Here is a 17,711-nt window from a genome sequence, read left to right on the forward strand (position 1 = left end):
TTCTTTCGTCCTTACTTCTTTTGCGCGGCAAAGTAGCCGGCCAGCGACTCGATCTGCGCGTCGTTAAAGCCCTTGCTGATCTGGTGCATCACGGTGGCCGGCCGCGTGCCGGTCTTGAAGGCATTCATCTGCGCGACGATATAGCCCTTGTCCAGGCCCGCCAGCGAGGTGACCGTGGAGCCCTCCACCACTTTGCCGTTGGTGCCGTGGCAGTTGGCGCAGGTGGCGGCCAGGCTTTTGGTGTAGAGGGCTTCCTTGCTTTGCGCCTGGGCCAGGGGACTGAGCGCAAGGCAAAGCAGCGGCAAGGCGAGTCGTGGGATTTTCATGTGGGTCTCTCCTGCGGGTTGAACCGGCGGTGATATCTCTTGTTGAACTGACAATTTAACGCGGCGCCCCCGGCACCGAATAGGGAGTATCCAGTACTTTGGCGCGCCGCGTCATGCCGGCGTTACAAGCATTGCGCATGTGCTTAGAACCTGTTCACTGCTGGCGGCCTTGCAGTCAGAAAATCGCATCGGGCCGCGTCGCCAACCCGTCCTGCGTGGACAGCGCCGCCATGGGCCTGCCGTAGATCTCGAAGATGCGCGCCGCAAGCGGCGGGTGGCTGGCAAACCAGCGCCCCCTGTCGCTGGCATCGACCAGCAGCATGTGCTGCACCGCAGGGTGCAGGCTGCGCGCAGGTGCCATGCCTAGCTCTTCCTCGCCGGCCACCTTGCGCAGCACGCCGCCCAGGCCTTCGCGGCTGCGCGTGAACTGCACGGCGCGCGCGTCGGCCAGGAACTCGCGCTGGCGCGAGATCGCCGCCTTGAGCGCGCGCCCCGCCAGCCAGCCCAGCGAACCGCTGACTAGGATGGGAAAACCTGGCAAGGCGAGAAAAGAGCGCTGGCCGTTCGCGTCGGCGCTGCACATGCTGCGGCCCAGGTTGAAAATCATCTCGAGCCCGAAGACCATGCCCGCCAATCGCATGTTCAGTCGCGTGTCGCCTTCGCGCAGGTGGCTCAGTTCATGGGCCACCAGGCCTTGCAGTTCGTCGCGCGTGAGCTTGTCGAGCGCGCCCTGCGTGACGGCGATGACGGCGTCGTCCTCGCCCCAGCCCGCCGCGAAGGCATTGATCGCATCCAGGCGCGGCAGGACCATGGCCAGGGGCGGCTTCATGCTGGCGGCAATGGCCAGCTCGTCCATGATGTTGCAGAGCTTGTGTTCGGCCTCCCAGCTGGCGGGCCAGGCCTCGCGCGCGCCCACGCGGCGCGCCAGCGCTTCACCGCCGCTGCTGAGCGTGGAGGTCTCCAGCCACCAGCCGCCCAGCACAAACAGCAAGGTGACCGAGGTGTTGACGCTGAAGAAGTAAGCCGGGTAGCCGCTAAAGCCCGGCGTCACCAGCCGCCAGGCCAGGGCCAGCGCACCATTGACGCCCAGCAACAAGGCCACCAGGGTCAGGGCGAAGAGCAACAGTAGCCGCAGTGTCTGGGCACGGGCGGTTTCCTGCCGTTCAAAAAAACGCATCAGCGGCGGACCGGAAAAGAGCGGACCATCTGGCGGCCGCTACATTTGAATACGTACAGCCTGCCGCTCGGCATCATTCTCGGTCGCGCGCAGCATGGCCGAGGGCGCGAAGCCAAAAGTGCGCGCAATCAGTACGGCCGGGAACTGGCCCTGCGCATTGTTGTAGTCGAGCACGGCGTCGTTATAGGCCTGGCGCGCGAAGCCGACCTTGTTTTCGGTGCTCGTGAGTTCTTCGCTGAGTTCACGAATCGTCTGGTCGGCCTTGAGCTCGGGATAAGCCTCGGCCACCGCGAAAAGGCGTCCCAGGCTGCCATCGAGCGACTGCTCGGCGGCAGCCAGCGCGGTCACGGCGCCGGCGTTGGCGGGCCGGCTGCGCACGGCATCGCTGGCGCTGCGCGCCTGGTTGCGCGCCAGCATCACGGCCTCCAGCGTGCTTTGCTCGTGCTGCAGGTATTTCTTGGCGGCTTCCACCAGGTTGGGAATCAGGTCGTAGCGGCGCTTGAGCTGCACGTCAATCTGGCCGAAGGCATTGGCAATGATGTTTTTGTGCCGCACCAGCCGGTTGTAGGCGCCCACGGCCCAGAAGACCAGCAAGGCGAACACGACGATGGCGACAAGCGTACTGAGGGACATGGGGCTCCTTGGTGCGGGGATCCCGTAAACCGGGAAACGAGCGAACAGGCGAACAGGCCGGAAGGCTGCCGCGAGGTTAACTGCTTTTGGGCCGGATCGGCAAGCCGGCCGTCCACCCGGTGTGGCGCCCGCGCGGCAGGCGCCCAAAAAAAAGCCCCACACCTTTGCAGGGTGTGGGGCCGGGCGCCTTTCAGGGCGCCGCGAGCTTGCCGGCGGGCTTACTCGGAAGCGGCGCTGTCGCCACCGGTTTCAGCCGCGGCGGGCATGGCTTCCAGTTCGGCGGCTTCGGCTTCGGCGATGGCGCGGCGCTCGGCGTCGTCCATCTGGTCCTTGGCCTTGCGTGCCTCGTGGTAGGCCATGCCGGTGCCGGCAGGGATCAGACGGCCGACGATCACGTTCTCCTTGAGGCCGCGCAGCTCGTCGCGCTTGCCCATGATGGCAGCCTCGGTGAGCACGCGGGTGGTTTCCTGGAAGGAAGCCGCGGAGATGAACGAATCGGTCGACAGCGAAGCCTTGGTGATACCGAGCAGCAGGTTGCTGTAGGTAGCCGGGACCTTGCCTTCGGCGCGCAGGGCGTCGTTGCTGTCCAGCATGGCGGAACGCTCGACCTGCTCGCCGGCGATGTAGCTGGAGTCGCCGACGTTTTCAACGACCACTCGGCGCAGCATCTGGCGAACAATCACTTCGATGTGCTTGTCGTTGATCTTCACGCCCTGCAGGCGGTAAACGTCCTGCACTTCGTCGACGATGTAGCGGGCCAGCTCTTCCATGCCCAGCAGGCGCAGGATGTCTTGCGGGTCGGCCGGGCCGTCCACAATCGATTCGCCCTTGTTGACCACCTGGCCTTCGTGCACCAGGATGTTCTTTTCCTTGGGAACCAGGTCTTCCCAGACCTTGCCGTCAGGATCGGTGATCTGCAGGCGAACCTTGCCCTTGGTCTCCTTGCCGAAGGACACGGTGCCGGTCATCTCGGCCAGCGTACCCTTGTCTTTCGGCGTACGGGCTTCGAACAGCTCGGCCACACGCGGCAGACCGCCGGTAATGTCGCGGGTCTTCTGGCCTTCGATGGGGATACGGGCCAGCACTTCGCCGGGACCCACGTCCTGGCCGTCACGCACCTGGACCAGCGCGCCCACCTGGAAGCCGATGGTCACCGAGTGGTCGGTGCCGGGGATCTTGACTTCGTGGCCGGAAGCGTCGATCAGCTTGACCTGCGGACGGATCACCTTGGTGGCGCCGCGGCGTTTCGGGTCGATCACCACCAGGGTGGACAGGCCCGTCACATCGTCGACCTGCTTGGCCACCGTCACGCCTTCTTCCACATTCTCGAAGGCCACCTTGCCGGCGAACTCGGTAATGATGGGGCGCGTCAGCGGATCCCAGTTGGCCAGGATGGCGCCGGCCTTGATGGTCTGGTCGGCCTTGACGGTCAGCGTGGCGCCGTAAGGCACCTTGTGGCGCTCGCGCTCGCGGCCGTGCTCGTCGTGGATGATGATTTCGCCGGAGCGGGCGATCACGACCAGCTCGCCCTTGCTGTTGGTCACATAGCGCATGGGCGCGTTGAAACCGATCACGCCGTTGGACTTGGCCTCGACGCTGGAAGCGATGGCAGCGCGCGACGCGGCGCCGCCGATGTGGAAGGTCCGCATCGTCAGCTGGGTGCCGGGCTCGCCGATCGACTGGGCGGCGATGATACCGACCGCCTCACCGATGTTGATCAGGCCGCCGCGGCCCAGATCGCGGCCGTAGCACTTGGCGCACAGGCCGAAGCGGGTTTCGCAGGTCAGCGCGGTGCGCACCTTGACTTCGTCCACGCCGGCCGCTTCGAGCTCCTCGATCAGGTCTTCGTCCAGCATGACGCCGGCCTTGACCAGCACCGAGCGGTTCTCGGGGTGCAGCACGTCTTCGACCGAGGTGCGGCCGAGGATACGGTCGCGCAGCGATTCGATGACTTCACCGCCTTCGACGATGGCGCGCATGAGCGAGCCTTCCTGGGTGCCGCAATCCTCTTCGGTCACGACCAGGTCCTGCACCACGTCGCACAGGCGGCGCGTGAGGTAGCCGGAGTTGGCGGTTTTCAGCGCCGTGTCGGCCAGGCCCTTACGGGCGCCGTGGGTGGAGATGAAGTACTCCAGCACGTTCAGGCCTTCGCGGAAGTTGGCGGTGATCGGCGTTTCGATGATCGAGCCGTCGGGCTTGGCCATCAGACCGCGCATACCGGCCACCTGGCGAATCTGCGCGGCGGAGCCGCGGGCGCCCGAGTCGGCCATCATGTAGATGGAGTTGAAGGACTCCTGCTCGACTTCCTTGCCGTTGCGGTCGATGACCTTCTCTTTCGAGAGCTGGGACATCATCACCTTGGACACTTCGTCGCCGGACTTGCCCCAGATGTCCACCACCTTGTTGTAGCGCTCGCCGGAGGTCACCAGGCCCGAGACATACTGCTGCTCGATCTCTTTGACTTCCTTCTGGGCGCGCGCAATGATGGCGGGCTTTTCCTTGGGGATCAGCATGTCGTCGATGCAGATCGAGATGCCGGCCTTGGTCGCCAGGCGGAAGCCCGACTGCAGCAGCTTGTCGGCGAACACCACGGTCTCTTTCAGGCCGCACTTGCGGAAAGACACGTTGATGAGCTTGGAGATTTCCTTCTTCTTCAACGCCTTGTTGATGTTGGAGAAGGGCAGGCCCTTGGGCAGGATCTCGGAGAGCAGCGCGCGGCCGCCGGTGGTTTCCCACAACTTGGTCGAGGGCACGAACTCGCCGGTGGCCTTGTCCTTGGTGTACTCGGTCAGGCGCACGCTGATGCGGGCGTTCAGGTCAAGCTCGCCCGCGTCGAACGCGCGGCGGACTTCACCGGTGTCCGAGAACACCAGACCTTCGCCCTTGCCGTTGGTGCGGTCGCGGGTCGTGTAGTACAGGCCCAGCACAACGTCCTGCGAAGGAACGATGGAGGGCTCGCCGTTGGCGGGGAACAGGATGTTGTTCGAAGCCAGCATCAGGGTGCGGGCTTCCATCTGCGCTTCCACCGACAGCGGCACGTGGACGGCCATCTGGTCGCCGTCGAAGTCGGCATTGAAGGCCGAGCAGACCAGCGGGTGCAGCTGGATGGCCTTGCCTTCGATCAGGATGGGCTCAAAGGCCTGAATGCCCAAACGGTGCAGCGTAGGCGCACGGTTCAGCATCACGGGGTGCTCTTTGATGACCTCTTCCAGGATGTCCCACACCACCGGCGTGCCGGATTCGACTTCCTTCTTGGCTGCCTTGATGGTCGTGGCAATGCCGCGCGATTCGAGCTGCGCGAAGATGAAAGGCTTGAACAGTTCCAGCGCCATCAGCTTGGGCAAGCCGCACTGGTGCAGCTTGAGCGTCGGGCCCACGGTGATCACGGAACGGCCGGAGTAGTCGACGCGTTTGCCCAGCAAGTTCTGGCGGAAACGGCCCGACTTGCCCTTGATCATGTCGGCCAGCGACTTCAGCGCGCGCTTGTTGGCGCCCGTCATGGCCTTGCCGCGGCGGCCGTTGTCCAGCAGCGAGTCGACGGCTTCCTGCAGCATGCGCTTTTCGTTGCGCGCGATGATTTCAGGGGCCTTCAGCTCCAACAGGCGGCGCAGGCGGCTGTTGCGGTTGATGACGCGGCGGTACAGGTCGTTCAGGTCGGAGGTCGCGAAGCGGCCGCCGTCCAGCGGCACCAGCGGACGCAGGTCCGGCGGCAGCACGGGCAGCACGTCGAGCACCATCCAGCCCGGCTTGATGCCGGACTTCTTGAACGCTTCCATCAATTTCAAGCGCTTGGCGTTTTTCTTGATCTTGATTTCGGAGCCGGTCAGGTCGTTGCGCAGCTTCTCGATTTCGACGTCCAGGTCCAGCCCTTCGAGCAGGTCCTTGATGCCTTCGGCGCCCATCTTGGCGGTGTATTCATCACCGTATTCCTTGCGCTTGGCGTCGTAGTCGTCTTCCGACATGATGCTGAACTTCTTCAGCGGGGTCATGCCGGGGTCGGTCACCACGTATGCTTCAAAGTACAGCACGCGTTCGATGTCGCGCAGCGTCATGTCGAGCACCAGGCCCAGGCGCGACGGCAGCGACTTCAGGAACCAGATGTGCGCGCACGGCGCGGCCAGGTCGATGTGACCCATGCGCTCGCGGCGGACCTTGGTCTGCGTGACTTCAACGCCGCACTTCTCGCAGATGACACCGCGGTGCTTCAGGCGCTTGTACTTGCCGCACAGGCACTCGTAGTCCTTGATCGGGCCAAAGATCTTGGCGCAGAAAAGACCGTCGCGCTCGGGCTTGAAAGTGCGGTAGTTGATGGTTTCAGGCTTCTTGACTTCGCCGAAAGACCACGAACGGATCTTCTCGGGCGAGGCCATGCCGATCTTGATGGCATCGAAATGCTCATCCGGCGTGAATTGCTTGAACAGGTCGAGTAACGATTTCATGAGTTAAATCCTTTTCTTTCCTGTTGAATTAGCTGCGTTCCAGCTCGATGTCGATACCGAGCGAACGGATTTCCTTGACCAGCACGTTGAACGACTCGGGCATGCCCGCCGTGATCGCGTGCTCGCCCTTGACGATGCTCTCGTACACCTTGGTACGGCCTTGCACGTCGTCGGACTTGACGGTGAGCATTTCCTGCAGCGTGTAGGAGGCGCCATAGGCTTCCAGCGCCCAGACCTCCATCTCGCCGAAACGCTGTCCACCGAACTGCGCCTTGCCGCCCAGGGGCTGCTGCGTGACCAGGCTGTAGGGGCCGGTCGAGCGGGCGTGCATCTTGTCGTCCACCAGGTGGTGCAGCTTCAGGACGTGCATGTAGCCGACCGTCGTGGTGCGCTCGAACTGGTCGCCCGTGCGGCCGTCGTACAGCTGGGCCTGGGTGCGCGTCGCCGTCAGGCCCTTGGCCTTGGCGATCTCGTCCGGGTAGGCCAGCTTGAGCATGGTCATGATGTCTTCTTCCGAAGCGCCGTCGAACACCGGCGTCGCGAAGGGTACGCCGCTGGCCAGGTTGCCGGCCATCTCGAGCACGTCGGTATCCGACAGCTTGGCCAGGTCTTCCCCGCGGCCCGACTTGTTGTACAGCGTTTCCATGAACTTGCGCAGCTCGGCCACCTTGGCTTCGGCCTGCAGCATGTCGCCGATACGCTGGCCCAGGCCCTTGGCGGCCCAGCCCAGGTGGACTTCAAGCACCTGGCCCACGTTCATGCGCGAAGGCACGCCCAGCGGGTTCAGCACGATGTCGCACGGCGTGCCGTCGGCCATGTAGGGCATGTCTTCGACCGGAACGATCTTGGACACCACGCCCTTGTTGCCGTGGCGGCCGGCCATCTTGTCGCCGGGCTGCAGGCGGCGCTTGACGGCCAGGTAGACCTTGACCATCTTGAGCACGCCGGCCGGCAGTTCGTCGCCCTGCGTGAGCTTCTTGCGCTTTTCTTCAAAAGCCAGGTCGAAGCTGTGGCGCGTCTGCTCCATGGCGTTCTTCACGCTTTCGAGCTGCGAAGCCACTTCGTCGTCCGCCGGGCGGATGTCGAACCAGTGGTACTTCTCGACGTCGGCCAGGTAGGCCTTGTCGATCTTGCTGCCCTTGGCGAGCTTTTTCGGGCCGCCGTTGGCGACCTTGCCGACGAGCAGCTTTTCGATACGGTCGAACGCGTCGGCCTCGACGATGCGCAACTGGTCGTTCAGGTCCAGGCGGAAGCGCTTGAGTTCGTCGTCGATGATCTGCTGGGCGCGCTTGTCGCGAACAATGCCTTCACGGGTGAAGACCTGCACGTCGATCACGGTACCCTGCGAGCCCTGGCTCACGCGCAGCGAGGTGTCTTTCACGTCGCTGGCTTTTTCGCCGAAGATGGCGCGCAGCAGTTTTTCTTCCGGCGTCAGCGTGGTCTCGCCCTTGGGCGTGACCTTGCCGACCAGCGTGTCGCCCGGCTGGACTTCGGCGCCGACATAAATAATGCCGGACTCATCGAGGCGGTTGAGCTGCTGCTCGGACAGATTCGGAATGTCGCGCGTGATTTCTTCGGAGCCCAGCTTGGTGTCGCGGGCCATCACCACGAGTTCTTCGATGTGGATCGAGGTGTAGCGGTCTTCGGCCACCACGCGCTCGGAGATCAGGATCGAATCCTCGAAGTTGTAGCCGTTCCAGGGCATGAAAGCCACCAGCATGTTCTGGCCCAGGGCCAGCTCGCCGATGTCCGTCGATGCGCCGTCGGCGATCACGTCGCCCTTGGCCAGCTTGTCGCCCATCTTGACGATGGGGCGCTGGTGGATGTTGGTGTTCTGGTTGGAACGCTGGTACTTGATCAGGTTGTAGATGTCCACGCCGACTTCGCCGGCCAGGGCTTCCGCATCGTTGACACGCACCACGATGCGGGTGGCATCGACGTAATCGACCACGCCGCCGCGGTTGGCCGTCACCACGGTGCCGGAGTCGACCGCGGAAACGCGCTCGATACCGGTGCCGACGAAGGCCTTCTCGGGACGCAGCACAGGCACGGCCTGGCGCTGCATGTTGGCGCCCATCAGCGCGCGGTTGGCGTCATCGTGCTCCAGGAAGGGCACCAGCGATGCAGCGACCGAGACGATCTGCGCGGGCGACACGTCCATGTACTGGATGCGCTCGGCGCCGACCAGCACGGATTCGCCGTTTTCACGGGCGGACACCAGGTCACCGGTCAGCTTGCCGGATTCGTCCAGCGCGGCATTGGCCTGGGCGATCACGTACTTGCCTTCTTCGATGGCCGACAGGTAGTCGATCTGGTCGGTGATCTTGCTGTCCACCACGCGGCGGTACGGGGTTTCGATGAAACCGTACTCGTTGAGGCGGGCGTACAGGGCCAGCGAGTTGATCAGGCCGATGTTCGGGCCTTCGGGCGTTTCAATCGGGCAGACGCGGCCGTAATGGGTCACGTGCACGTCGCGCACTTCGAAACCTGCGCGTTCGCGGGTCAAACCGCCCGGGCCAAGGGCCGAAACACGGCGCTTGTGGGTGATCTCGGACAGCGGGTTGGTCTGGTCCATGAACTGCGACAGCTGCGATGCGCCGAAGAATTCCTTCAGGGCGGCGGAGATCGGCTTGCTGTTGATCAGGTCGTGCGGCATCAAGGGCTCTTGCTCTGCCTGGCCCAGACGCTCCTTCACGGCTTTTTCGATACGTGCCAGGCCGGTGCGGTACTGGTTCTCGGCGAGTTCGCCGACGCAGCGCACGCGGCGGTTGCCGAGGTGGTCGATGTCATCGACTTCGCCGTTGCCGTTGCGAAGGTCGACCAGGATCTTGACGACCGCGAGGATGTCCTCGTTGGTCATGACCATGGGGCCGGTGGAAGAATCGCGGCCGACGCGGGCGTTGAACTTCATGCGGCCCACGCGCGAGAGGTCGTAGGTGTCCGGGTTGTAGAACAGGCGCTGGAACAGGGCCTGCACCGCATCTTCCGTCGGCGGCTCGCCGGGGCGCATCATGCGGTAGATGGCGACACGGGCGGCGAACTCGTCGGCCGTTTCGTCGGCGCGCAAGGTTTGCGAGATGTACGCGCCCTGGTCGAGTTCGTTGGTGTACAGCACCTGCAGGTCCTGCACGCCGGCCGCGCGCAGCTTCTTGAGCAGCACTTCGGTCAGCTCGTCGTTGGCCTTGGCGATGATTTCACCGGTTTCGGCGTCAACAATGTTCTTGGCGACCACGCGGCCGACCAGGAAGTCTTCCGGCACGCTGATGGTGGTGGTGTTGCTTTGCTCGAGCTCACGCGTGTGGCGAACCGTGATGCGCTTGTCTTTCGCGACCACGACCTTGCCGTTCTTGTCGGTGATGTCGAAACGCGCCACTTCGCCGCGCATGCGCTCGGCGACGAATTCCATCTGCGCGCCGCTGTCCATCAGGCGGAAGTTGTCGAACACGAAGAAGTTCGCGAGGATGGATTCCGGGTTCAGGCCGATGGCCTTGAGCAGGATGGTGACCGGCATCTTGCGGCGGCGGTCGACGCGGAAATACAGCACGTCCTTCGGGTCGAACTCGAAGTCGAGCCAGGAGCCGCGGTAAGGGATGATGCGGGCGGAGAACAGCAGTTTGCCCGAGCTGTGGGTTTTACCCTTGTCATGCTCGAAAAACACGCCGGGCGAGCGATGCAACTGGGACACGATCACGCGTTCGGTCCCGTTGATCACGAAGGAGCCCTTGTCGGTCATCAGGGGCACTTCGCCCATGTAGACTTCCTGCTCTTTCACTTCCTTGACCACCTTGGACTGCGACGTGGAAGATTCGCGGTCGTAAATGATCAGCTGCACCTTGGCGCGCACGGCCGAGGCGAAGGTGAGTCCACGGGTCTGGCACTCGCGCACGTCGAAGGCGGGCTTGGCCAGGTTGTACTCGATGAATTTCATCTCGACAAAACCATTGTGCGAGACGATGGGGAATGCGTTGTCAAACGCCGCCTGCAGGCCTTCGATGGTGCGCTTCTGGGGCGCACGGTCGGCTTGCAGGAACGCTGTGTACGCGTCTTTCTGCATTTGCAGCAAATAGGGAACAGTCAACACGCTTTCGCGGTTGCCGAAGCTTTTGCGGATGCGTTTACGTTCGGTGTAGGAATAGGCCATGAGTTCTCCGCGTTGATGGGCTCTGGCGACTCTCGTGCCCGGATACACCACGTATCCAGGCAGCTTGGTGGTTGGCCACTACCAACCATGGCGGACGGCGACGCATTGCACGTCACCCGAACCAAGGCGTTTTCTGCAGTCGGGGTCAGAAAACACTGGAAAGCAGACGGTTCAAGTCTGCTTTCCAGTGTTTCTACAAAACACGGGTCAGGCGGTAGGCTTGCCAGGATTCGGAGAATCCTGACAGGCTGAAGGCCTGCCAGTTTTTGAAGAAAACCGATAGGCGGTATGCCTATAGGGGTTCGAAGAAAACTGAAAAAAGGACGGTTTAGATCCTCTTTTCAGTGTGCTCCTTGAAGCACGAAAGGCTGGAAGCCCGACTACGGTCTTCCAGCCTTCTCGAACACCAAGAATTACTTGAGTTCGACTTTCGCGCCGGCTTCTTCGAGCTTCTTCTTGGCGGCTTCTGCGTCGGCCTTGGGAGCGCCTTCCTTGACGTTCTTCGGAGCACCGTCCACCAGGTCCTTGGCTTCTTTCAGGCCCAGACCGGTGATTTCGCGCACGGCCTTGATGACCGACACCTTGTTCGCGCCGGCTTCAACCAGCACGACGTTGAAGTCGGTCTTCTCTTCAGCAGCAGCTGCACCGCCGCCACCGCCACCGCCGGCAGCGGGAGCAGCCATGGCGGCTGCGCTCACGCCAAATTTCTCTTCGATGGCTTTCACCAGGTCGTTGAGTTCGAGGACCGTCATGCTATCCAGCGCGGTCAGAAATGCGTCTTTATCGAATGCCATTTTGATTTCCTAAAAAAGTTGGGTAATTACGCTGCTACAGGTTCAGCTGCTGCGGGGGCTTCGGCTGCGCCGCCGCCCTTTTTCGCCGCCAGGGCGCCCAGCACAACGGCCGTACGCGACATGGGCGACATCAGCAAGCCACACACCTGGGCCAGCAACACTTCCTTGGAAGGGATGTTGGCCAGTTGCTTCACGCCGTTCACGTCCAGGGTCTTGCCACCGAATGCACCACCGCGAATGACCAGCTTGTCGTTGGTCTTGGCGAAGTCAGATACCACTTTCGCGGCAGCTACTGCATCTGTGGAAAAGCCGTAGATCAGCGGACCGGTCATCTGGTCGGACACGACTTCGAATGCGCTACCGGCCACGGCGCGGCGAGCCAGGGTGTTCTTCAGAACACTCAGGGTCACGCCTTTGTCGCGGGCTTGGCTGCGCAGACGGGTCATGTCGGCGACCGTGATACCACGGTATTCCGCCATCACGAGCGTTTGAGCTTTAGCGGCGAGGCCGGTCACTTCATCAATGACGGCTTGTTTCTCACTGCGGTTGAGACTCAAGGTCTACTCCTTAAAAATGTGCCGTCGGGTTCCGGCCGGCTTGCGCCGGCCTTCAACCCTTCAACACGCTCATGTTCAGCGACCAACTGTTTTCAGATTCTTTGCAAAACCATTCAAGCAGCGGGACCGCCATCTGCGTTGGCTGTCTTTCGATTAAGCGGCGAGCCCAAAAGCCTGCCGCGCCAACGGTCTTGGATGACCTGCCGGAGCGAACCCCGGCAGCCCACCACATCGGGCAGCCCTTGCGAGGCCGTCCAAATTTTCGCGATTACGCTGCGATGGTTTGCGTGTCGACGCGAACGCCCACACCCATCGTCGACGAAACCGCCACCTTCTTCAAATACACACCCTTGCTCGAAGCCGGCTTGGCTTTTTGCAGCGCATCGATCAGCGCGGCCAGGTTGCCCTGCAGCTTGGCCGTGTCGAACGAGCGGCGGCCGATGGTGCCGTGCACGATACCAGCCTTGTCGACGCGGAACTGGACCTGGCCGGCTTTCGCGTTCTTGACGGCGGTGGCGACGTCAGGCGTCACGGTGCCGACCTTGGGGTTGGGCATCAGGCCGCGGGGGCCGAGCACCTGGCCCAGGGTACCCACGATGCGCATCGCATCGGGGGAAGCGATCACCACGTCGAAGTCCATCTTGCCGGCCTTGATTTCGGCGGCCAGATCGTCCATACCGACGATGTCGGCACCGGCAGCTTTGGCTTCTTCAGCCTTGGCGCCTTGTGCGAACACGGCCACACGCTTGGTCTTGCCGGTGCCGTTAGGCAGAACAACCGCGCCGCGAACGACCTGGTCGGACTTCTTGGCGTCGATGCCGAGCTGCACAGCCACGTCGATGGACTCATCGAATTTGGCGACGGCGAACTCTTTCACAAGGCCCAGGGCCTCGGGCAGCGCGTACAGCTTGTTGCTGTCGATTTTGTCGCCAATGGTTTTTTGACGTTTGGTCAGCTTGCTCATACAACACCCTCCACCGACACACCCATGGAACGGGCCGTACCGGCAATCGTGCGAACTGCTGCGTCGAGGTCAGCAGCCGTCATGTCTTTCATTTTGGTCTTGGCGATTTCTTCCAGCTGTGCGCGGGAAATCTTGCCAACCTTCACCGTGTGCGGCGTGGACGAACCCTTGTCGAGCTTGATGGCCTTTTTGATCAGAACGCCTGCAGGAGGCGTCTTGATCACAAAGGTGAAGCTCTTGTCGGCAAATGCCGTGATCACCACGGGCAGTGGCAGACCTGGCTCGACACCCTGGGTCTGCGCATTGAATGCCTTGCAGAATTCCATGATGTTCAGGCCGCGCTGACCGAGCGCGGGGCCGATCGGGGGGGATGGGTTGGCCTTACCAGCTGGCACTTGCAGCTTGATGAAGCCGACGATTTTTTTCGCCATACTTTTCTCCTTGCGGGTCATAACGCCTGGGCGCCGCCATCAAGGCAGGCCCGGGCTCCCCGGGGGTTACACAACTCAAAAACAGTCCCTGGGGACCGTTTCGCGCCGAGTTGCAAGGCGCGAAATGACTTGCCCGATCGAAATTACGTTTTTTCGATCTGGCTGAATTCCAGTTCCACGGGCGTGGCGCGGCCGAAAATCGTGACCGACACACGCACCTTGTTCTTGTCGTAGTTGACCTCTTCCACCGTGCCATTGAAGTCGGTGAACGGGCCGTCCTTGACGCGCACATATTCGCCGGCCTCGAACTCCACCTTGTGGCGAGGCTTCTCGGTGCCGACCTGCATCTGGCTGACGATCTTCTGGACGTCTTCTTCAGAGATGGGCGCCGGGCGGTTCTTGGCGCCGCCGACAAAACCGGTCACCTTGTTGGTGTGCTTCACCAGGTGCCAGGTTTCGTCGTCCATGACCATTTCGACCAGGACGTAACCCGGGAAAAAGCGACGTTCCGTCGTCTTCTTCTGGCCGTTCTTGATTTCGACCACTTCTTCGGTGGGCACCAGGAAACGGCCGAACTTGGACTGCATGCCCGCGCGGTTGATGCGCTCGACGATATTGCGCTCGACCGCTTTTTCCATGCCGGAGTAGGCATGGACGACATACCACTGCATGCCTGGCGTCGGCGTGAGGGACGTACCCGCCGCCACTTCGCTGACTACCGTGCCATTCAGATCGCTCATTATCGTTTCCATCCCAGGATCAGGTCGTAAAACACCCACTCGAGCGTCTTGTCCGTAAACCACAAAAAGAGCGCCATGATCACCACAAAACCGAACACGTAGGCCGTCATTTGGATGGCCTCCCTGCGGGCGGGCCAGACAACCTTCCTGACTTCGCGCCAGGAATCACGGCCGAAAGCCACGAACTGTTTACCCGGCTCGGACAGCAGGAACACCGCCACGGCCGCCGCCAACCCGAGGACCAGAGCGCCCCACTGAACCACTTGGCCTTGTTTGGCCAGCAGGTAAAAGCCCGCCAACGAAACCAGCACCAGAGCAACGGCCGCGCCCAGCTTGGCCTTGTCGGCGCTGGTACTGACGGTTTCAACTTGAGAAGTGGCCATGGTCGGCGGATTTCCTGTTCAATCTTCGGGCGCCTTTTCAGACGCTTAAGCCCACCTGGAGTTTTAACTCCCGGCGGGCTTGCTTTTTAACTTTTCAAACCACCCTCAGCGCTGATACACATCAACCATCAGGTGGCAGGGGCAGTAGGAATCGAACCTACAACCTTCGGTTTTGGAGACCGACGCTCTGCCAATTGAGCTATACCCCTCCATCAAACCTCACAAATCAGGCAATGATCTTGGCCACGACGCCGGCGCCGACGGTCTTGCCGCCTTCACGGATGGCGAAGCGCAGGCCTTCTTCCATGGCGATCGGGTTGATCAGCTTGACGGTGATCGACACGTTGTCGCCTGGCATGACCATTTCCTTGCCTTCTGGCAACTCGATCGCACCGGTCACGTCCGTCGTGCGGAAGTAGAACTGGGGACGGTAGTTGTTGAAGAAAGGCGTGTGGCGGCCGCCCTCGTCCTTGCTCAGAACGTAGATCTCGCCGGTGAAGTGCGTGTGCGGCTTGATGGAGCCGGGCTTGCACAGCACCTGGCCGCGCTCGACGTCTTCGCGCTTGGTGCCGCGCAGCAGGATACCGACGTTGTCGCCGGCCTGGCCCTGGTCCAGCAGCTTGCGGAACATTTCCACGCCGGTGCAGGTGGTCTTTTGCGTGTCCTTGATACCGACGATTTCGATTTCCTCGCCGACCTTGATCACACCGCGCTCGACACGGCCGGTCACGACGGTGCCGCGGCCGGAGATCGAGAACACGTCTTCCACGGGCATCAGGAAGGCGCCGTCAACAGCGCGCTCTGGCAGGGGGATGTAGGTGTCCAGGGCTTCGGCGAGCTTGAAGATCGCGCCTTCGCCGAGTTCGCCCTTGTCGCCTTCCATGGCCAGCTTGGCCGAGCCGTGGATGATGGGGGTCTTGTCGCCGGGGAAGTCGTACTTGTCCAGCAGTTCGCGCACTTCCATTTCAACGAGCTCGAGCAGTTCGGCGTCGTCGACCATGTCGCACTTGTTCAGGAACACGATGATGTAAGGAACACCCACCTGGCGGGCCAGCAGGATGTGCTCACGGGTCTGGGGCATGGGGCCGTCAGCGGCCGAGCACACCAGGATAGCGCCGTCCATCTGGGCGGCGCCGGTGATCATGTTCTTCACATAGTCGGCGTGGCCTGGGCAGTCCACGTGGGCGTAGTGGCGATTGGCCGTTTCGTACTCGACGTGGGCGGTGTTGATCGTGATGCCGCGCGCTTTTTCTTCCGGTGCCGCGTCAATTTGGTCGTAGCCCTTGGCTTCGCCGCCGAACTTCGATGCCAGAACCGTCGTGATCGCCGCCGTCAGCGTCGTCTTGCCATGGTCCACGTGGCCAATCGTGCCTACGTTGACGTGCGGCTTGGTCCGCTCAAATTTGCCTTTTGCCATTTTTTCAACTCCAGAAATTTATAAAGAGTTACAAAACCAGTGAATCACTACCGCCGGCCGCAGCACCTTGCATGCTGCGCCGGCTCAAAATTGGTGCCCTTTGCGGGAATCGGACCCGCGACCTCTCCCTTACCAAGGGAGTGCTCTACCACTGAGCCAAAAGGGCTTAAATTCTTCAAAAAGTCAAACGACTTCAATCCCACCGCAATCCAACGCAAGACCAACCAACAGAGCCCGTAAACACCACAAAACCGCGGCTTTGTGGAGCGGGAGACGGGAATCGAACCCGCGTCATTAGCTTGGAAGGCTAGGGTTCTACCATTGAACTACTCCCGCGCAGCTCTGCCAATTCAACTCACATCAAACCACTCACAGCTCAAAACCCGCTTTTTGCGACTGCCTTGCACTGTCCGCTTGCCAAAAATCAACAAAAATCTGGTGGATGAGGCTGGATTCGAACCAGCGTAGGCGTTAGCCAACAGATTTACAGTCTGCCCCCTTTAGCCACTCGGGCACCCATCCTTCAAGCGAACCTCGGATTATGCCACGGTTTTATGTCGGACGGAATCCCCGGGTATCGCAAAAAGCATTAAAAATACCTCATGAGCACCCCGCCCCCAATCCCCTCGCCGCCCGACCCCTCCTCCCAGCGCCGGGTCAACCTGGCCTTGCAGGGCGGCGGCTCCCACGGCGCCTTCACCTGGGGCGTCCTGGACGCCCTGCTGCAGGACGAGCGCATCCAGTTCGACGGCATCAGCGGCGCCAGCGCGGGCGCGGTCAATGCCGTGGCGCTGGCGCACGGATTTGCCGTCGCCGCGCACAAAGACAGCGGAACGCCCAATCCCCGGGAGGCGGCCCGCGCCTCGCTGGCCCGGATCTGGCAGGGCGTGGCCGCCATGGGCAGCCTGGGCTCCATGGCCGACGGCATCAGCAAGATGCTTCTGGGGGGTTGGCCTTCCGATAAAGTGGGCGCTAACTTTTTTGGCAACGCCATGAGCCAATGGCTGTCGCCCTACCAGTCCAACCCGCTGGACATCAATCCCCTGCGCAAGCTGCTGCAGGCGGAAATCGACTTTCCCGCCGTCGCCGCCCTGCAACTGCCCAAGGCTTTTGTGTCCGCGACCCATGTCAACACAGGCCAGGCCGAAATCTTTTCGGGCAAACGCCTGACATTGCAGGCGGTGATGGCTTCCACCTGCCTGCCCACGCTGTTCCAGGCGGTGGAAATTGACGGCCAGTCTTATTGGGACGGTGGATTTTCCAGCAATCCCTCCCTGCTGCCCCTGATCAGCGAATGCAGCAGCCGCGACATCATCGTGGTGCAGATCAACCCGTTGCGGCGGCCCGAGGTGCCCCACACGCCGCTAGACATCATGGACCGGGTGAACGAGCTGACCTTTAACGCCAGCCTGCTGTCCCAGATGCGCACCATCGATTTCATCAACCGCCTGCTGGCGGACGGGCGCCTGCAGGAAGGCGTGAAGTACAAAAGCCTGCTGCTGCACCGCATCGACGGCGGCGAGGCCCTGGAAAACCTGCCCTCGTCGAGCAAGATGTCGGCCGACGGCGCCATGATCGAAAAACTGTTTGAAATGGGCCAGGGCGCGGCCAAACGCTGGCTGCGCCGCCACTTTGAAGCGCTGGGCCAACAAAGCACGGTCAATATCCGGCGCGACTATGTCGGCAGCCTCCCCCAGGAGTTCTAGGGC

13 protein-coding genes and 4 tRNA genes are annotated in these 17,711 nt (G+C 62.1%); 1 reads left to right on the top strand and 16 read right to left on the bottom strand.

The genetic code is table 11. From position 1 onward, the window contains the following. Nucleotides 1-11: 11 nt before the first annotated feature. From ACEN9P_RS09050 to ACEN9P_RS09125, 16 genes are all read right to left on the bottom strand, one after another. On the bottom strand, nt 12-326 hold the full coding sequence (locus tag ACEN9P_RS09050) for a c-type cytochrome (RefSeq protein WP_495621766.1): 315 nt from the start codon (nt 324-326) through the stop codon (nt 12-14). Between the two features lie 175 nt (nt 327-501). Further along, nucleotides 502-1,503, bottom strand: coding sequence for a M48 family metalloprotease (locus ACEN9P_RS09055; protein WP_495621767.1), 1,002 nt, complete (start codon nt 1,501-1,503; stop codon nt 502-504). Between the two features lie 39 nt (nt 1,504-1,542). After that, nucleotides 1,543-2,136: a LemA family protein gene (locus tag ACEN9P_RS09060; RefSeq protein WP_477664154.1), complete on the bottom strand. Its 594-nt coding sequence runs from the start codon at nt 2,134-2,136 to the stop codon at nt 1,543-1,545. Nucleotides 2,137-2,354: 218 nt separating this feature from the next. Then, entirely contained in the window at nt 2,355-6,575 is a 4,221-nt protein-coding gene (rpoC, locus tag ACEN9P_RS09065; protein WP_477664155.1) for a DNA-directed RNA polymerase subunit beta', read from the bottom strand. A gap of 28 nt (nt 6,576-6,603) precedes the next feature. Beyond that, nucleotides 6,604-10,716, bottom strand: a complete 4,113-nt coding sequence (gene rpoB, locus ACEN9P_RS09070) for a DNA-directed RNA polymerase subunit beta (protein WP_477664156.1) — start codon at nt 10,714-10,716, stop codon at nt 6,604-6,606. Nucleotides 10,717-11,129: 413 nt separating this feature from the next. Further along, nucleotides 11,130-11,510, bottom strand: coding sequence for a 50S ribosomal protein L7/L12 (rplL, locus tag ACEN9P_RS09075; RefSeq protein WP_074580066.1), 381 nt, complete (start codon nt 11,508-11,510; stop codon nt 11,130-11,132). A gap of 26 nt (nt 11,511-11,536) precedes the next feature. Next, nucleotides 11,537-12,067 (bottom strand): 50S ribosomal protein L10, encoded by a 531-nt coding sequence (gene rplJ / locus ACEN9P_RS09080; RefSeq protein ID WP_413331069.1) that lies wholly within the window; start codon nt 12,065-12,067, stop codon nt 11,537-11,539. Nucleotides 12,068-12,335: 268 nt separating this feature from the next. Further along, entirely contained in the window at nt 12,336-13,031 is a 696-nt protein-coding gene (gene rplA, locus ACEN9P_RS09085; protein WP_074580068.1) for a 50S ribosomal protein L1, read from the bottom strand. Further along, on the bottom strand, nt 13,028-13,462 hold the full coding sequence (gene rplK / locus ACEN9P_RS09090) for a 50S ribosomal protein L11 (protein ID WP_007871338.1): 435 nt from the start codon (nt 13,460-13,462) through the stop codon (nt 13,028-13,030). The genes rplA and rplK overlap by 4 nt, the downstream gene beginning before the upstream one ends. 143 nt (nt 13,463-13,605) lie before the next feature. Next, nucleotides 13,606-14,133 (bottom strand): transcription termination/antitermination protein NusG, encoded by a 528-nt coding sequence (gene nusG / locus ACEN9P_RS09095; RefSeq protein WP_369751959.1) that lies wholly within the window; start codon nt 14,131-14,133, stop codon nt 13,606-13,608. A gap of 68 nt (nt 14,134-14,201) precedes the next feature. Further along, nucleotides 14,202-14,585 carry a preprotein translocase subunit SecE gene (secE, locus tag ACEN9P_RS09100; protein ID WP_477664157.1) on the bottom strand — a complete coding sequence of 128 codons (384 nt, stop codon included), beginning with the start codon at nt 14,583-14,585 and terminating at the stop codon, nt 14,202-14,204. A 133-nt stretch (nt 14,586-14,718) separates the two neighbouring features. After that, nucleotides 14,719-14,794: transfer RNA gene (locus tag ACEN9P_RS09105), tRNA-Trp, on the bottom strand. A 17-nt stretch (nt 14,795-14,811) separates the two neighbouring features. After that, nucleotides 14,812-16,002 carry an elongation factor Tu gene (gene tuf, locus ACEN9P_RS09110; protein ID WP_036840184.1) on the bottom strand — a complete coding sequence of 397 codons (1,191 nt, stop codon included), beginning with the start codon at nt 16,000-16,002 and terminating at the stop codon, nt 14,812-14,814. A 91-nt stretch (nt 16,003-16,093) separates the two neighbouring features. Then, nucleotides 16,094-16,168 (bottom strand) — tRNA-Thr (locus tag ACEN9P_RS09115). 96 nt (nt 16,169-16,264) lie between these two features. Further along, nucleotides 16,265-16,338: transfer RNA gene (locus ACEN9P_RS09120), tRNA-Gly, on the bottom strand. A 100-nt stretch (nt 16,339-16,438) separates the two neighbouring features. Continuing rightward, nucleotides 16,439-16,524 (bottom strand) — tRNA-Tyr (locus tag ACEN9P_RS09125). 80 nt (nt 16,525-16,604) lie between these two features. Here ACEN9P_RS09125 and ACEN9P_RS09130 point away from each other — a divergent pair. Further along, nucleotides 16,605-17,708, top strand: coding sequence for a patatin-like phospholipase family protein (locus ACEN9P_RS09130; RefSeq protein WP_495621768.1), 1,104 nt, complete (start codon nt 16,605-16,607; stop codon nt 17,706-17,708). The last annotated feature ends 3 nt before the right edge of the window (nt 17,709-17,711 follow it).

The organism is Polaromonas sp. Polasp52 (genome assembly GCF_059491565.1).

What these genes read in the sequence shown, in the direction of transcription:
- ACEN9P_RS09050 (WP_495621766.1), bottom strand. Translation starts at nt 326, where the DNA reads ATGAAAATCCCACGACTCGCCTTGCCGCTGCTTTGCCTTGCGCTCAGT.
- ACEN9P_RS09055 (WP_495621767.1), bottom strand. Translation starts at nt 1,503, where the DNA reads ATGCGTTTTTTTGAACGGCAGGAAACCGCCCGTGCCCAGACACTGCGG.
- ACEN9P_RS09060 (WP_477664154.1), bottom strand. Translation starts at nt 2,136, where the DNA reads ATGTCCCTCAGTACGCTTGTCGCCATCGTCGTGTTCGCCTTGCTGGTC.
- rpoC (WP_477664155.1), bottom strand. Translation starts at nt 6,575, where the DNA reads ATGAAATCGTTACTCGACCTGTTCAAGCAATTCACGCCGGATGAGCAT.
- rpoB (WP_477664156.1), bottom strand. Translation starts at nt 10,716, where the DNA reads ATGGCCTATTCCTACACCGAACGTAAACGCATCCGCAAAAGCTTCGGC.
- rplL (WP_074580066.1), bottom strand. Translation starts at nt 11,510, where the DNA reads ATGGCATTCGATAAAGACGCATTTCTGACCGCGCTGGATAGCATGACG.
- rplA (WP_074580068.1), bottom strand. Translation starts at nt 13,031, where the DNA reads ATGAGCAAGCTGACCAAACGTCAAAAAACCATTGGCGACAAAATCGAC.
- rplK (WP_007871338.1), bottom strand. Translation starts at nt 13,462, where the DNA reads ATGGCGAAAAAAATCGTCGGCTTCATCAAGCTGCAAGTGCCAGCTGGT.
- nusG (WP_369751959.1), bottom strand. Translation starts at nt 14,133, where the DNA reads ATGCAGTGGTATGTCGTCCATGCCTACTCCGGCATGGAAAAAGCGGTC.
- secE (WP_477664157.1), bottom strand. Translation starts at nt 14,585, where the DNA reads ATGGCCACTTCTCAAGTTGAAACCGTCAGTACCAGCGCCGACAAGGCC.
- tuf (WP_036840184.1), bottom strand. Translation starts at nt 16,002, where the DNA reads ATGGCAAAAGGCAAATTTGAGCGGACCAAGCCGCACGTCAACGTAGGC.
- ACEN9P_RS09130 (WP_495621768.1), top strand. Translation starts at nt 16,605, where the DNA reads ATGAGCACCCCGCCCCCAATCCCCTCGCCGCCCGACCCCTCCTCCCAG.